Below are 15,993 nucleotides of genomic sequence, written 5' to 3'. Positions count from 1 at the left end.
TAGCTGCTATTCACCTTCATACTGAAGTAAAGACAGTATCGATAAATCCAGATCTTTTAATCTGGCTTCACCGCCCAAATCAGGCAGGGAAATAACAAATCCGGCAGCGGAGACTTCGGCTCCCAGACGGCGGATTAACTTAGTGGTGGCGTCTATGGTACCGCCGGTAGCAAGTAAGTCGTCGATAATTAATACCTTATCATCGGGAGTTAAGGCATCCTGGTGTATTTCCAGGGTATCGTGACCATATTCCAGTTGATAATGCTCGGCAATGGTTTCGCGCGGTAATTTACCCGGTTTACGCACAGGAACAAAACCTACGCCTAATGCCAATGCCAGCGGCGCGCCGAATAAAAACCCCCGGGCTTCGGTACCGACAACCTTAGTAAAGCCTTTGTCTTTAAATTCGTTTGTCATCAACTCGATAGTTAATGCAAATGCTTCGGCATTATCTAAAATCCCGGTAACATCACGAAACATGACGCCTTCGCATGGATAATTGGCTATGGTGTGGACGGCATTTTCGAGAAGTGATAATTGTTGTTCAGTCATTTGTTCTTAAGATATAAAAGATAATTGCTAAGGATAAAGCAAATTGAGGCAATTTTATAGTGACTGACTTTGACTATTTTGAATTGAAAGTTGATTAATGACAAAAAACAGCTCTTGTTCATCGATCGGCTTGGCAATTGAAAAAGTAAACATGGGATATTCAGGTAAAGCTTTTAAACTTTCCACTCCCTGAGTACTCATAAACAAAATCGGTGCATGTTGCGTATCAAGATGCTGTCGTAAATTTTTCACCAATACCAGGCCATTCATGACCGGCATCAGATGGTCGATAACAAACAAATCAAATGGCTGACTCTGGGCTTTTTCAAAGCCATCTAAACCGTTACTGGCGGTCACCACGCAATGGCCGGCGTTTTCCAGTAAAGCCGTTAAGCTGCTTAATACCGTTTGTTTGTCATCGACAATTAATATTTTCATAGTTGAATTATTCAGGGGTACCTACTTATTGTAAAAAGGTATACCAGCCCATCAACATAGGTAATAAAGGCATACCAAACAGGACAACAAAAGCAATTAATAAGTGACGTACAGAAGCCGCGTCTTTGAAATTCTCATCGTGGGACATATTGATCTTACTACTCTATAAAATGAAAGGCGCGCATTTTAGCTCAAAATGAGCAATTTGCACAGATTTAATTGACCTGGATCAAATTACTCTTGAGTAATCCACGCTTTTCAGCGAGTTGGCACAAACAATAATATTTTCTGTATTAACCACTTACAGTTTTTATCACCACAAAAAATAAAACGGGCATAAAGCCCGTTATCACGGCTGGCAAAAAGCCTACTGCCGCTTATTGCTATTCTTGAGAATTAACCGCCACACTTGGAAGTTTTCTTACCTTCTCCGCATTTTCCTTCCCCACACTTGCCGGCAGCTTTTTTGGCTTTTCCTTCGCCACATTTACCCTCACCACACTTACCTGCGGCTTTTTTGGCTTTTCCTTCGCCACATTTGCCTTCACCACACTTACCTGCGGCTTTTTTGGCTTTTCCTTCACCGCACTTGCCTTCACCACATTTACCTTCGGCTTTTTTGCTTTTTCCTTCACCGCACTTGCCTTCACCACATTTACCTTGCTTTTCCTCGCCATGGCCGACCACCGTCATGATGTCCTGAGCAGCAAAAGGATTAGACTCTGCCTTTGCCGGGGCCATGCTCAGTGTAGAAAGTGCCATTAATCCAAGAAATGCACCGATTGCCGATTTTTTAATTAAGTTCATTTGAGTTTCCTACTATGTAAATTGACCAGGGGCCGTTAGTTTTATGTTTTTTAAGTAGACCTTTAAAGGTAAATATAAATTTCATCCGTTGGTAATTTATATTTTATGCCTGCTAAGCATGAAATATTTTCGCCATTTTGGCAAATAGCCATTACAATCGTGCCCATTTTTCAATTAGGGGCTTTCATCTCAAATGACTATCCAGGCAGACCAACTTATTTTAGCACCAATGGAAGGTGTCGTGGATGCATTGATGCGCGATCTTCTCACCTCGATTAATCAGTTTGACTTATGCATTACTGAATTTGTCCGGGTGGTTGACTCCCTGGTACCTAAACATGTCTTTTACAAAACCTGCCCCGAGTTGCACCAAAAAGGCTATACCCGCTCCGGCACCCCTATCCGGGTACAACTCTTAGGGCAAGAGCCCGACTGGCTGGCAGAAAATGCCATACGTGCCATGGAATTGGGCTCCCACGGCATAGACTTGAATTTTGGCTGCCCTGCCAAAGCGGTGAATAAAAGCCGGGGCGGCGCGGTACTGCTGAAATCCCCTGAGCAAATACACCGGATTATTGCCAGAGTAAAACAGGCCGTTGGCGAGCAAGTTCAGGTATCGGCAAAAATACGCTTAGGTTTTGAAGATACCAGTTTATTCAAAGAAATTATCAGCGCCGTCACCAGCGCCCGGACCGATTTGTTAACGGTCCATGCCAGGACTAAGTTGCAGGGCTATAAACCACCGGCCTACTGGCATTTTATCGGAGAAGCCCGCGAGTCACATAACATAGATATCATCGCCAACGGTGAGATCTGGAGTCAGGCCGATGCCATCGAATGTATGAAGCAGGCTAAAACCAATAAGTTGATGTTAGGCCGGGGATTATTAGCCAGGCCTAACCTGGCCAATGTTATTAAGCTCAATGAGCAGCCGATGACCTGGCCGCAGTTATGCGACTTATTGCACAGGTACAGCGACCTAGAATTGCAGGGAGAGAAAAGTTTTTACTATTCCAGCCGCATGAAGCAGTGGCTCAGGTACTTAAAACTGAATTATCCTCAGGCACAAGCTTTTTTTGAACAGATAAAAACCATGAAATGCAAAACACAGATCACCCAGGTGCTTGGAAGAATCCGCGACTATTAACCCTGGCAACTCCGCCGATACCCGAGAGGTTTTAGTGCAGCAAGGCACAGGGAAAACCTCAAACTTCTCTGATAAGCTTTCACCACTTACTACCCATAGTGTATTCCAGAGAGCCCTGCTCCCAGCTTCTCGATTCTCTGACAGACATGCTTTCCGCCAAAATACAGGCATAAAAAAACCAGCCAAATGGCTGGTTTTTTATATCCCGAACAAGTTAGATAGTCACGTTTTTACGCTGTGCGGTATCTTTGATAAAAGATGCCCAGCCCTTCGCCACTTTCTTGGTTTTCGGATCTTTTAAAGCCTTCTTAATAGCTGCATAAGCCGACTTATATTGCTCCAGATAGAAATGATCTTCGGCAATCGCCATCTGGATACGACCAACATCTTTGGCACCTAACTCAAGAGCTTTATTAAGCGCCTTGATCGATGCCGCAAATTGCTCATCCTGCTTCAACAGCATACCTTGCTTGCGATAATGCTTGGCGTCATTGGTGAGCTTAGCCAGTTCACCATAATATTTTGCCGCTTTATCGATATGCTGCGAGGCGTGCCAGAAGTTCGCCAGGCTTGCCAGGTTTTTATCATCACGCTTGATTAAACCTGTGCCGATATGCTTCTCAAGCAATGTCGCCGCTTTATAAGACGTCTGGTTCAGCGCAAATAAGCTGGCTAATGTCTTGATCTCAGATTCTTTTTCAAGGAATCCTTGCTTATAGGCCAGATCAAGGGTAGCTAACGCTTTATCATTGTCTTCAACCAGCAGGTAGAACATACCAAGTTGTTGCCACCACTGCTTATTTTCCGGGAATAACTGTAATACAGTTTCCAGTACTTTAACCGCTTCCGGATACATCTTACGTTCATAGTAAGACTGAACCTTAAGGATATAAGGGTTCTGATTATGCTTGTCGCCAAACGCCGCAATCGCTTTGTCTGCCGGAACAATAATCTTATCCATCTGCTTTAAAGAATAATAAGCATTGGCAATTTTCAGCCAAACCTGAGCGTCATTTTCACCAGTGAAGTCCATCCATGCCCGGTAATTAACCAGGGCATTTTCGTAGTCCTAAACTTGCATTTGCAAGTCACCCAGTAACTTCAGCGCTTCACCATGATCTTTTTCGTTCAGGATATCGGGACCAACCGCCTGCTGAAGGTATTCAATGGCTTTTTGCTCATTGTCACCTTTGGTGGTGTACATCACCGCGATATAACGCGCAACAATTGCTTTGTCGTAATCCTTTTTGGCCTCAATGTCCAAAAGGATAGCCAGAGCACCATCGATATCATCGGCAGAGTAAAGTTCAAAAGCTTTTTGCACTTTCTTACCTACCGAAGGACCCATCAATTGCGTCGGACGCTTTTTCTTTTCCTGTTTAGCGTCAGCCGCTTGAACATCTGCAGAAAAAGGTACCTGAGCACCGGCGACGGCAACGGCTAATACTAAAGAAGTAACTAATTTATTGGCCATTATTTTCCTCCCGCGCCTTCCATTGTGAAGTCAAGCTGTACTGTTAAGCCAGGTTGTCTCATCGGCTTACCGTCAACAACTTTCGGTTTGTATTTCCACTTACGCAAAGCACGCTTTGCTTCTTTGTCGAAAATACGTTTCGGTTGAGCTTCGATAACTTTAACGTCTTCAACACCACCGATTTCGTTGATGGTAAAAGACAGTTTTACCCAGCCTTCTTTACCGTCACGAGCCGCCTGCATTGGATACTTAGGCTCGATTCGTACAATCGGTGTTGCATCGCCATCGCGGCCGAAACCGGCACCCGGGGCAGATAAACCACCGGTAGCACTCGCCATTTGTACGCCAGGCATATTAAAAGTTAAGCCCGGTGCATTGTTATTAGCTTCTGGCTCTGGAGCCTGAGGCTTGGGCGGTGTCTTGGGCGGCGGCGGAGGCGGCGGCGGAACCCGTCGACGCGTCTCAGCAGCTGACTTTGGCGGCGTAGTATTGACTTCTACGACTATATTTTCCTGCTGTTCCTCTTTGCTTCTGTCTCCACTGGAAACAAGAAACGCCATGAAAGCAAAAAGTCCAAAAGTTACCGCAGCACCTAGTAATATTGATACTAGAAAGCGAACCATAAACTACCCCTTCGCAGCAGCGATAGAAATCCGATCTATACCCGCTTCCTTAATAGCATCCATTACTTTAACAACGATACCGTGTTTTGCATCTTTATCCGCCTGGATAATCACAACTTCGGTTGGTTGCTCTGCTAATAATTTCTCAATGTTCGCAGCAACACGTTCGATATCAACACGACGTTTGTCTAACCAGATTTCGCCGTTGTCTTTAACTGCAACGAAAATATTGGCAGACTTTTGCTTGCTTTGGTTAGCCGCTTTAGGTTTGTTTACTTCAATACCTGCTTCTTTAACAAAAGAAGTGGTTACGATAAAGAATATAAGCATGATGAAGACGATGTCGAGCATCGGCGTCATATCAATTGCTGCTTCTTCTTCTTCACGAATACGTTTACGTGCCATTCGAATTTCTCTCTAGTGATGAGGTAAACTGTCAACCAGTTTAGCCTTTGCTAGTTTAACTTTAGCGTCTAATCTTGAACTGAAAAATACGCCAGATAATGCTGCTACCATACCCGCCATTGTCGGGATAGTGGCCATTGATATACCTGATGCCATCAGACGCGGATTACCTGTTCCCTGTTGTGCCATGACTTCGAATACACCTATCATGCCGGTAACAGTACCCAGTAATCCAATTAGCGGACACATGGCCACTAAGGTTTTAATTGTGAGCAGACGCTGCTCAAGTAGTTCTGTCGCTTCGGAGATCCAAGTATCTCTAATTCGATGTGCGTACCAAGACGTAGTGTCTTCTCTGGCATTCCAACGATTGACGATATCGTCTCTCATCTTTGGATATACAGAGGCAAGGAACCAATAGCGTTCAACCATCAATACCCACATCAGTAAGAGTGCGAAGGCAACAACGTAAAGGACGTTACCACCTGTCGCAATAAAACTCCTGACAGATTCCCAAAGCTCTATCAGGAATAACATTATTTAGACTCCTTCTCGGCGATCGCAGCGATTAATCCAGCGCTTTGCTCGTCAAGTTTTTGCAGTAGTGATTTACTACGGCCGGCAACGATGCTGTGAATCAGGATTAACGGCAGAGCACAGATCAGACCTAGAGCGGTAGTTACAAGTGCCAGAGAGATGTTACCCGCCATGATTTTCGGGTCACCTGTACCGAACAAGGTAATGGTTTGGAACGTCATGATCATACCGATAACCGTACCTAACAGACCCATTAACGGGGCAATGGCAGCGAACATCTTGATCAGGTTGATACCGCGGTCAACTTTAGGCGTCTCACGCAAGATAGCTTCGTCAAGTTTCAGCTCTAAAGTTTCGGCATCAACAGCTTTGTTGTCATGGTAAACTTTCAGTAAACGACCCAGCGGGTTGTTTTCATTTGGTTGCTCAAGGTTTTTCTCTTGAGATCTGATCTTAGCACCCATAGCGCCAAGTACAATCATACGCTCAAGGGCAATCAAACAACCTAGGATTAACAATACGGTAATGGCATAACCCACTTCTTTACCTTCATGGTAGAACTCGCTAAGCGTTTTCTTACGCGTTTCTAACGCTAAGATAGCACCACGCGATGGATCCACGTAAAGCGGAGCATAACCGGAAGTTGTGGAGAAGAAGTCTGAAGCAGTACCTGAGATATAACCGGCAGGTTGCTTAGCCAGCGGCTGAACCTGACCTAATTCATCGTTAAAGTTCAGGAAACCGTCTTTAGAAATCAGGTTAAAAGTACCGATACGGGTAACTGTTTCTGTAGACTTGCTGCCATCAAGGTTAGTGATGTCAGTCGTGAACTGAGAAATCTTACCAGATTGCGTCATTTCAGTTTGCAGGGCAAACCATAATTCTTCTAAATCAGGCAGAGATGGAATTTTCTTGGAGTTAGCGATGCGGTTAAGCGCTTCGCCACGGCCTGGGTACTCAGCACTTACGATAGAAGTGGAGATGGTGCCGTAAGCATTGGCTGCAGCTGCACGGCTAACACCGAACATTTCACCTAAAGTACCGGTCGCATTGTCCAGTTCAACTTCTTTTTGCGCTAAAGTAATTTCGTTAGCCGCATATTCTTTGGTTAAACGGGCATTACGCGCGTTTTGGTTGGCCAATTCTTTCTTAGCCTTAGCTAATAAAGCTTGCTTGTCAGCACGGGCAGATAAAAACTCGGCTTCGCGCTTCTTGTCTAATTTCGCTTCAGAAATACGGTCGTTTTTAACTTGCTTTAACAAATCGTCCAGGCTATTGGCGCTGGCAGTTGCTGAAATACCGGCTGACATTGATGCCGCAAGTAATACAAAATTAATAACTTTCTTCATTATTTTGCTCCTGCCGCAAATACTGGTAATTTAGTGAGATCCATTGGCAATTGTTTACGTGCCATACGAATAGTATCAGTAACAGGTTTCAAGTACTCTTCACCTAACTCGTCCCAAGAACGAGAATCATTGTTCCAAACCCAGGCATGTTTCATATCAAGTGATTGTGCGATTAAAGCAACACGGCCCATGTGCACGAAATCAGCTGTGATAGTACGGTCGCCTAAATCAAGTTCACCCTGGTAGGCATCGAAAATCGTACCGTAGTTAGCTTCAATTTCGTAAGCTTCAAGTACTAAGCGGAATTGCTCTGAAGTGGTTACATCAGAATTACCCATCACTTCTTTTAACGCTTCGATACGCTCTTTACGACGATCAACGTTCATAGGAACATCAAGGTTTACAAATTTCTCTAAGGTATCGATCATTTTGTACATCAGAGGAACAACACCTTGCTTGATCTTATCGATACCGTCGATTTGTTCCTGCAAGGAAGCAATGTTTGCTTTTTGGTCATCAACCATACGTTGTACGTGGTCGTTATAACCTCTCAGTACGTCCGCTTCATCAACAACACTACGGTACTCGCCGATAAGCTCTTGAGTTTGCTCATAGATGTTATCAATTTTGCTTTGTGATTTGGCTGATGCTTTAAAAATCTTAGCTTCAGCTTTTTGTAAATCTGTTAAGGCATCAGCCGCAGCGATATTGCTGCCTGTTAGTGCTAATGCGCCAATTATCGTCGAGGCGATAAGGCTTTTCTTACTTACTCTGGACATAGTTCCCAACCAATTGCTATTTAACTTTGATAACAAGTGCCAGTGACACTCGCTACCGCAAATTTATTAATCTGCCGTTTTAAATTTTTATTTTTCTAGACTAAAACTACGCAATATTCCCAGACGACAGGCAAACTGTCAACCAGGAACAAAGATAATAGTCGTGCTTATTAGAATTTCTTAAATAAAATATTTGTTTTATCAAACCCCCTGACGCGGTAAACCCAACAAAAAGATTTATTGTCAACTACGGCGGTATTGATCTACTCCTAAGAAGTGCTCTCCTTAATTGTTAAACTCAATTATCTGATATATGTTTTACTAATTCGTTCGTAGTAAGTCAAATTTAATTAGCATTTTATGCTCATCGATATATGACTTGACATTTACATTATCATCATAGAGAAGAAAAATCAAAAGACAAAAACCTTGCTTTTCAAGTAGCTAACCTATCAACCAGCAAAACGAAAATTGTTTTTCCAAAGAAAGAAGCAGACAAATTTTTTTTTCATTTTTGCTTTTTATCCGGGTTAAGGCATGAGCAAAAAAACAGCAAAGCCAGAGGCCCTGGCGCCCTGTAAAACGGACCACTTTAACAGGTCCTGCCAGTGAAAAAACTTATCGTACGAGGATGGAATTAACAGCAGGTATCCGCAAAAATCACTGACAACCTGGCAAAGAATTAGCTAACTATTTTTTTATTATTTCAATAGCCATAATTTTACTTTTTTATCGTACTGTCGGGGTATATAGCTCACCTTTTAGCCAAGGCCGAAGATATTTTATCGCTAGAGGCAGCCAGATAATCAATTGCAATTTCAATAAAATGTTAATCTTGACTAAATTTTTTGTAAGAAATCACCCATTTGTTTTGCAGATTAATGGATGTAATATCGCAGAAAAGCGCCATCCCTGAGTTATAAAAGGGAATAAATCGTTCAATATTCATTCACTATTACCACACACATTGCCTGAGCTGCATACTCAGGCAAACTTAAATCAAACGGCACCAAAGACGGTAATTTCCATATTAACTAACCAAGCCAGGTTATTTACAGTACTTGTGATCTAAACAGGGAATGCTACCCGGTACAGGGTAAACAGCACAGGATAAAACCAGGTACGCACTATTTACTAGTTTTCAGCAAAGCTGATGCAATGCTCAAAAGGCCGCTATGACGAAAGCGAAAACTATATCCATTAAATGCTTTCCTGAGACGAAAAAAGCTCCGAAACAAGTTCGAAGCTTTAATCGTAGGCCGCCCGGGCGGCCTTATTTCCTAACCGAAAAAGCGAGTTAAGAAAATATTCGCTTGTTAGAGTATGGAGGTAGGCTCAGCAACCGCTCTGCGGGTGATCTTGGCATCTACCTTTAATGAGTCAACATAACTCTTATAGGCCGACTGTGCCAGCTGAGAAGTCTGTTGCTGGCGCTGACTCTCGCTTTCTTCGGCATCACCCGGTTTAACCGCCTGTACTTCAATTAACGCCTGATCGCCGTTCGCTAATGCTGTTGTTGCAACCGACAAGGTATCAGCCGTTGGATGGGCCAAAACAAAGGCCTCACGGCTAATACTGCCGTCAATGCCGCCATTGCTGCGACTGATATCGGCTTTAACTTCAAAAGCACTGTTCACTTCAGCCAGAGCTGCAGTGATGTCTTTGCCGGATTTCAGCTCAGCGATTAACTCATCAGCTACCGTTTTTGCTTTTTCAGCCGCTTTTTTCGCCACCAGTTCGGTTTCGATTTGTGCCTGAACTTCGCTCAGCGGTTTAACATTGGCTTCCTTATATTCGTTAAGGCGCAATACCATCACTAAGTCGTCACCGATTTCGATAACATCAGAATTAACATTATCATTAAGCACCAACTCAGAGAAGGCAGCATTAATCACCTTAGCATCGTTAAAAGGTGCTGCATTCCCGGCACGCTTTAACCAGGCAGAGCTTTGCACTTGTGCGTCTACCGCACCGGCAGCATCGTCTAAGCTGTCAGGGAATTCAAAACTAACTGTCGCTAATTCCTGCTGTAGTTCAAAAAACTTATCCTGAGCTTTTTCACTGCTTATCTGTACGCGCAGATCATCACGCAATTCGTCTAATGGTGTTGTTTTTTCAGGCTTAACATCGGTTAATTTAATGATGTGATAACCAAAGCTGGTTTTAACGATTTCACTGACTGTGCCGATTTCTGCCAGGGCAAACGCTGATTTGTCAAACTCTTCATCCATCACACCCGGTTCAATCCAGTCCAGATCACCGCCGTTTTCACCGCTGAAAGTATCGTCCGACTGCGTTTTTGCCAACTCGGCAAAATCTTCACCCTGCTTGATACGCGCTAAAACAGCTTCGGCTTTGCTTTCTGCCGCCGCTTCATCATCACCAAATTCTACCAGGATATGGGCAAGACGGCGCTGCTCGACGGTACGGTAATTATCGATATTATCCTGGTAATAGCTGGCGATATCTTCATCAGATACCTGAATATCTTTGGCTAATTCATTAACATCTAAGGCAATGTAATCTACTTTTACCTGTTCCTGGTTTTCAAAGCGCACCTGGTTTTCCTGGTAGAAGCTATTGATTTCCTCGTCAGTTACGCTCATGTCTGCCTTAAACTGTTCAGCGCCGATCACCGCATAACGGATATCACGTTTCTGGTTTTGCAACGAAGAGAGCATTTTTTCCTGATAAGGTAAGTTGAACTCACTGACCACAAGCGCCTGACTTAACTGGCGACGGCTCATCTCAACTCTTAAGTAATCACGAAAATCTGAAGATTGAAAAAAACCCGCCTGATTGATAATGGCAAGGTAGCGGTTGTTATCAAAGACACCGTCCACCTGAAATTCAGGCATTTCCCGGATAGTTTTTTTCAAACGCTGGTCGGAAATACGGATAGCCAAATCATTAGTGCTTTGATCGATGAGTTTTTCATTGATCAGGTTATCCAGCACACCGTTGCGGAAATTCGCCATGTAGTTGCTGTCGGCTGAAAGCGTATCAAACATTTGGCCAAATTGTTGTGCCATACGGTTACGTTGCGCCTGGTATGCCTTGTCAAAGGCAGATTGCGAAATTTTCTCGCCGTTAACTTCTGCTACTGAGGTATCAACGGTATTGGTATAACTACCGATCCCGGCAACAGCGAAGGTCAAAATAATAAAGCCAAGTATAACCTTGGCAATCGTTCCCTGAGAACTTTCTCTAATACTTTCTAACATCTTTGTCTCTTATACACTTGGGTGCTAACTTTGTGCGCGATTTTAGCAGATGCAAGGCTTCGCTTGAAGTCACAAAAGCAAAAATAATATCAATATCGTCCTGTTCCTAACCTTGCCGTTTTATACGGACAGAAACCGGAATACGAGTATTTTACACGACGCTTAATTTAAATCGGCGAATTCAAGTTCAGCAGAACTCAATCCAGAAAACAAAAGACCACCCTTAGGTGGTCTTTTTAATCAATACAATCAATGCTTGATTAGTTACACGCGTCTTTTAATGCTTTACCAGCTTTAAAAGAAGGTATTTTAGCAGCAGCGATTTCAATCGTTGCACCCGTTTGAGGGTTACGACCAGTGCGGGCAGCGCGGTCACGTACAGAGAAAGTACCAAAACCAACTAGAGCCACTTGCTCACCACTTTTTAATTCTTCAGTTACTGCATCAATGAACGAATCTAGAGCACGTCCGGCGGCAGCTTTTGAAATGTCTGCACCAGCAGCAATTTTCTCGATTAGTTGAGACTTATTCACAGTGTCTTCCCCTTAAATTGTTATTATTCAGCACTATCTTTTTTTGTTAGTGTTCTTTAAGAGACCGTTTATAACAAGCTTCTTTTGGAACATCAAGCGCCGAGTTAAAGAAATTTATAAAAGATAATTTTCTTTATCTTTGACCGGACCCCTTGTTGTTATTGGTGTCCAGCGTTATAAGCGTCCCTAACTTACCATAGTTTCAGCGTTTGAAAAGCGATAATTCACAATTTGCAGCATTTTTTTGCATTTTTTCGGAAAATTATCGCTTTTGTGGTTATTTATGCTTCAATTTTCCACTGTTCAACCGGCTGTTCCAGTGCAATATCAAGCACTTCATCAATCCATTTAACCGGATGAATCGCCAAATCTGCCTTCACATTTTCGGGGATTTCTTTTAAGTCCCTTTCATTGTCTTTAGGAATCACCACGGTTTTGATGCCGCCACGGTGCGCCGCCAGCAGTTTTTCTTTCAAGCCACCGATAGCCAGCACTTCTCCGCGCAAGGTGATCTCGCCGGTCATGGCAACATCCGCCTTCACCGGGTTGCCGGTCAAACTGGAAACCAGGGCGGTACACATACCGATACCGGCGCTTGGGCCATCTTTAGGAGTCGCCCCTTCCGGCACATGCACATGGATATCACGTTTTTCATGGAAGTCGCTGTTGATGCGCAAGGTTTCCTGGCGGCTACGCACCACGGTCATCGCTGCCTGAATCGACTCCTGCATAACATCACCGAGGGAGCCGGTATAGGTCAGTTTACCTTTACCCGGCACCGAAGCGGTTTCTATGGTCAAGAGTTCGCCACCCACTTCCGTCCAGGCAAGCCCGGTAACCAGGCCAACCCGGTTTTCATCATCCGCTTTGCCGTAGTCAAAACGTTGTACACCAAGGAATTCCTGCAGGTTATCCTGGGTGATTTTCACTTTTTTCAGGCTCTTATCTAAAAGAATGGCTTTCACCGCTTTACGGCATAATTTCGAAATTTCCCGCTCCAGGCTACGAACGCCTGCTTCGCGGGTATAATAGCGGATAATGCCGATAATGGCGCTTTCATCAATTTCAATTTCGGCCGGCTTTAAACCGTTACGCTCAATTTGCTTGGTCAGCAGATGACGGGTGGCAATATTGAGCTTTTCATCTTCGGTATAACCAGACAAACGGATGACTTCCATACGGTCAAGCAAAGGTCCGGGAATATTCATGCTGTTGGAGGTCGCCACAAACATCACATCGGACAAGTCATAATCCACTTCCAGATAATGGTCGTTGAAGCTGCTGTTTTGCTCCGGATCCAGCACTTCTAACAGTGCCGAAGCAGGGTCGCCGCGCATATCCGAGGCCATTTTATCGATTTCATCCAGCAAGAACAGCGGATTTTTCACGCCGACTTTAGCTATTTTCTGGATCAGCTTGCCCGGCAAAGAACCGATATAAGTTCGGCGATGACCGCGGATCTCCGCTTCATCCCTGACCCCGCCTAATGCCATACGGACATATTTGCGACCGGTAGACTTGGCAATAGACTGACCAAGGGAGGTTTTACCTACACCGGGAGGACCCACTAAACATAAGATAGGCCCCTTAAGTTGGTTAACGCGTTGCTGCACCGCCAAATATTCGATGATACGCTCTTTGACTTTTTCCAGACCGTAATGATCTTTTTCCAGCACTTCCTCGGCCAGTTTTAGATTACGCTTTAACTTGCTGCGCTTTTTCCACGGCACACTGATCATCCAGTCGATATAACTGCGTACCACAGTTGCTTCGGCAGACATAGGCGACATCATTTTCAGCTTTTGCAGCTCGGCCAAGGTTTTTTCCTTGGCTTCTTTCGGCATTTGCGCTTCGTCGATACGTTTGGTCATCTGCTCCGCTTCATCCGGAACATCATCCATTTCACCCAGCTCTTTCTGGATCGCCTTCATTTGTTCGTTGAGATAATATTCCCGCTGGCTTTTTTCCATCTGCTTTTTCACGCGGGTACGGATTTTTTTCTCCACCTGCAGCAGATCGATTTCACCTTCCATCAGCGCCATCAGGTATTCCAGCCGCTCGGCAACATCATTGATTTCCAATACTTTCTGCTTATCCAGCAGTTTTAACGGCATATGGGCCGCCATGGTATCGGCCAGCTGCTCGGGATCATCGATACCTGAAACCGAGGTTAATACTTCCGGCGGGATCTTTTTATTCAGTTTGACATAACCTTCAAACTGGGAAATCGCCGAACGCACCAAAACTTCGCTTTCGCCTTCGGCAGAAGCAATCGGGGTTAAAAATTCGATATCAGCGGTAAAATATTCGGTGGTCTGGACAAATTGCTTGATTTCGGCTCTCTGCACCCCTTCAACCAGCACTTTTACCGTGCCATCGGGTAATTTCAGCATTTGTAAAATGGTGGCGACCGTACCGGTCAGATAAACGTCTTCTTCTGTCGGATCATCAACGGAGGCATCTTTTTGGGCCACCAGGAAAATTTGCTTATCATTGTCCATCGCAATATCCAGACAACGGATCGACTTTTCCCGGCCAACAAACAATGGAATAACCATTTGTGGATAAACGACGACATCTCGCAAGGCTAATACTGGGATATCACTTACACCAGATAACTCTTTGGTCATAGGTTACTCTCTTGGAAATTTATATAAGGTGAACGGTAATTGCTTGTACCTTTTTTTTCTAACATTTTATGTACAATCTTATAAAGCTTTAAAAGTATATGGGGATATTCAAGTATCTTTCAACACAGGAACAAAAAAAAAGAGCCTAAAGGCTCTTTTTTAAAGAAAGTGGTTAAAAATTAACTATCTGACGCTGCCTGATCCTGCTGGGCTTCATACATGATAATAGGTTTGGACTCCCCTTTTATCACGGCTTCATCCACCACTACCTTGCTGGCATTTTCCATCGAAGGCAGTTCATACATGGTATCAAGTAATACGCCTTCAACGATAGAGCGCAAACCGCGGGCACCGGTTTTGCGTACCATGGCTTTATGGGCAATGGCCAATAAGGCATCTTTGCGAAACTCTAATTCAACCTTTTCCATATCAAACAAGGCCATAAACTGCTTGGTTAAGGCATTTTTAGGCTCCTGCAGGATTTGCACCAGGGCTTCTTCATCAAGTTCGGTTAACGTGGCGACCACAGGTAAACGACCGATAAATTCAGGGATCAGACCATATTTGACCAAATCTTCCGGCTCTACGTCCAAAAATCGCTCGGTAAGTGTCTTATCTGAGTCTTTGCTTTTCACTTCAGCGCCAAAACCGATACCGGTGCCGGTATGGCATCTTTGCTCAATCACCTTATCCAGGCCGGCAAAGGCACCGCCACAGATAAAGAGGATCTTTGAAGTATCGACCTGTAAAAACTCCTGCTGGGGATGTTTACGACCGCCCTGAGGAGGCACTGACGCTATGGTACCTTCGATCAGTTTCAACAACGCCTGCTGAACCCCTTCACCGGAAACATCCCGGGTAATAGACGGGTTATCGGACTTGCGGGAGATTTTATCGATTTCATCGATATAAACGATGCCACGCTGGGCTTTTTCCACGTCGTAGTCACATTTTTGCAGCAATTTCTGAATAATGTTCTCTACGTCTTCGCCAACATAACCGGCTTCGGTTAACGTGGTGGCATCCGCCATGGTAAATGGCACGTCAAGCAATCTTGCCAGGGTTTCCGCCAATAAGGTTTTACCACTACCGGTAGGGCCGATAAGCAGGATATTACTCTTACCCAACTCAATACCGTTATGGGAGTCACCGTTACGTAAGCGCTTATAGTGGTTATATACGGCTACCGCTAACACTTTCTTCGCATGTTCCTGGCCAATGACGTAATCATCCAGGCTGGCACGAATGTCTATGGGTGAAGGTAAACTTTCCTTGTCTTGCTTAGGTGCAATTTCTTTGATTTCTTCGCGAATGATGTCGTTACACAGTTCAACACATTCGTCACAAATAAACACTGATGGCCCCGCAATTAACTTGCGTACCTCATGCTGGCTTTTACCGCAAAAAGAACAATACAGTAACTTGCCGTTATCACCGTCACCTTTTTTCATATCGGTCATACGGTACCTCTAAATAAATTAATTTCTAAGTTTAA

General features: G+C 44.2%; 15 protein-coding genes. 1 reads left to right on the top strand and 14 read right to left on the bottom strand.

Features of this window, described 5'->3' with window-relative positions:
- Positions 1-6: 6 nt before the first annotated feature.
- The 3 genes from apt to SG35_RS09815 all read right to left on the bottom strand — a co-directional run bounded on the left by apt (position 7) and on the right by SG35_RS09815 (position 1,797).
- On the bottom strand, positions 7-552 hold the full coding sequence (gene apt, locus SG35_RS09825; RefSeq protein WP_044832499.1) for an adenine phosphoribosyltransferase: 546 nt from the start codon (positions 550-552) through the stop codon (positions 7-9).
- 54 nt (positions 553-606) lie between these two features.
- Complete coding sequence (locus tag SG35_RS09820; RefSeq protein WP_044832498.1) at positions 607-990, bottom strand: response regulator; 384 nt, start codon at positions 988-990, stop codon at positions 607-609.
- 396 nt (positions 991-1,386) lie between these two features.
- Complete coding sequence (locus SG35_RS09815) at positions 1,387-1,797, bottom strand: HvfA family oxazolone/thioamide-modified RiPP metallophore (protein ID WP_044832497.1); 411 nt, start codon at positions 1,795-1,797, stop codon at positions 1,387-1,389.
- Between the two features lie 193 nt (positions 1,798-1,990).
- Between SG35_RS09815 and SG35_RS09810 the strand changes: the two genes are divergently transcribed.
- Complete coding sequence (locus SG35_RS09810; RefSeq protein ID WP_201777784.1) at positions 1,991-2,944, top strand: tRNA-dihydrouridine synthase; 954 nt, start codon at positions 1,991-1,993, stop codon at positions 2,942-2,944.
- A 214-nt stretch (positions 2,945-3,158) separates the two neighbouring features.
- Here the strand turns inward: SG35_RS09810 and SG35_RS09805 are convergent, their stop codons facing one another.
- From SG35_RS09805 to clpX, 11 genes are all read right to left on the bottom strand, one after another.
- Positions 3,159-3,977, bottom strand: coding sequence for a tetratricopeptide repeat protein (locus SG35_RS09805; protein WP_236702579.1), 819 nt, complete (start codon positions 3,975-3,977; stop codon positions 3,159-3,161).
- 36 nt (positions 3,978-4,013) lie between these two features.
- Entirely contained in the window at positions 4,014-4,418 is a 405-nt protein-coding gene (locus SG35_RS09800; protein ID WP_236702578.1) for a hypothetical protein, read from the bottom strand.
- Positions 4,418-5,041: an energy transducer TonB gene (locus SG35_RS09795; protein ID WP_044832495.1), complete on the bottom strand. Its 624-nt coding sequence runs from the start codon at positions 5,039-5,041 to the stop codon at positions 4,418-4,420. The genes SG35_RS09800 and SG35_RS09795 overlap by 1 nt, the downstream gene beginning before the upstream one ends.
- 3 nt (positions 5,042-5,044) lie before the next feature.
- The gene (locus SG35_RS09790; RefSeq protein WP_044832494.1) at positions 5,045-5,446 is read right to left on the bottom strand and encodes an ExbD/TolR family protein; all 402 of its coding nucleotides are present in this window, start codon (positions 5,444-5,446) and stop codon (positions 5,045-5,047) included.
- 12 nt (positions 5,447-5,458) lie between these two features.
- Positions 5,459-5,983 carry a MotA/TolQ/ExbB proton channel family protein gene (locus tag SG35_RS09785; protein ID WP_044832493.1) on the bottom strand — a complete coding sequence of 175 codons (525 nt, stop codon included), beginning with the start codon at positions 5,981-5,983 and terminating at the stop codon, positions 5,459-5,461.
- A complete protein-coding gene (locus SG35_RS09780; RefSeq protein WP_044832492.1) occupies positions 5,983-7,332 on the bottom strand; it encodes a MotA/TolQ/ExbB proton channel family protein in 1,350 nt (449 codons plus the stop codon). The genes SG35_RS09785 and SG35_RS09780 overlap by 1 nt, the downstream gene beginning before the upstream one ends.
- Positions 7,332-8,111, bottom strand: a complete 780-nt coding sequence (locus tag SG35_RS09775; protein WP_044832491.1) for a DUF3450 domain-containing protein — start codon at positions 8,109-8,111, stop codon at positions 7,332-7,334. The genes SG35_RS09780 and SG35_RS09775 overlap by 1 nt, the downstream gene beginning before the upstream one ends.
- A 1,316-nt stretch (positions 8,112-9,427) precedes the next feature.
- Entirely contained in the window at positions 9,428-11,335 is a 1,908-nt protein-coding gene (locus SG35_RS09770; RefSeq protein WP_044832490.1) for a SurA N-terminal domain-containing protein, read from the bottom strand.
- 260 nt (positions 11,336-11,595) lie between these two features.
- The gene (gene hupB / locus SG35_RS09765; protein ID WP_044832489.1) at positions 11,596-11,868 is read right to left on the bottom strand and encodes a nucleoid-associated protein HU-beta; all 273 of its coding nucleotides are present in this window, start codon (positions 11,866-11,868) and stop codon (positions 11,596-11,598) included.
- 281 nt (positions 11,869-12,149) lie between these two features.
- Complete coding sequence (gene lon / locus SG35_RS09760; protein WP_044832488.1) at positions 12,150-14,498, bottom strand: endopeptidase La; 2,349 nt, start codon at positions 14,496-14,498, stop codon at positions 12,150-12,152.
- Between the two features lie 179 nt (positions 14,499-14,677).
- Positions 14,678-15,958 carry an ATP-dependent protease ATP-binding subunit ClpX gene (gene clpX, locus SG35_RS09755; RefSeq protein WP_044832487.1) on the bottom strand — a complete coding sequence of 427 codons (1,281 nt, stop codon included), beginning with the start codon at positions 15,956-15,958 and terminating at the stop codon, positions 14,678-14,680.
- Positions 15,959-15,993 lie beyond the last annotated feature (35 nt).

The sequence above is a fragment of the Thalassomonas actiniarum genome (assembly GCF_000948975.2).
GTDB classification, from domain to species: domain Bacteria; phylum Pseudomonadota; class Gammaproteobacteria; order Enterobacterales; family Alteromonadaceae; genus Thalassomonas; species Thalassomonas actiniarum.
The sequence above is the reverse complement of the archived record's forward strand: the minus strand, read 5'-3'. Positions and strand labels throughout refer to the sequence as shown.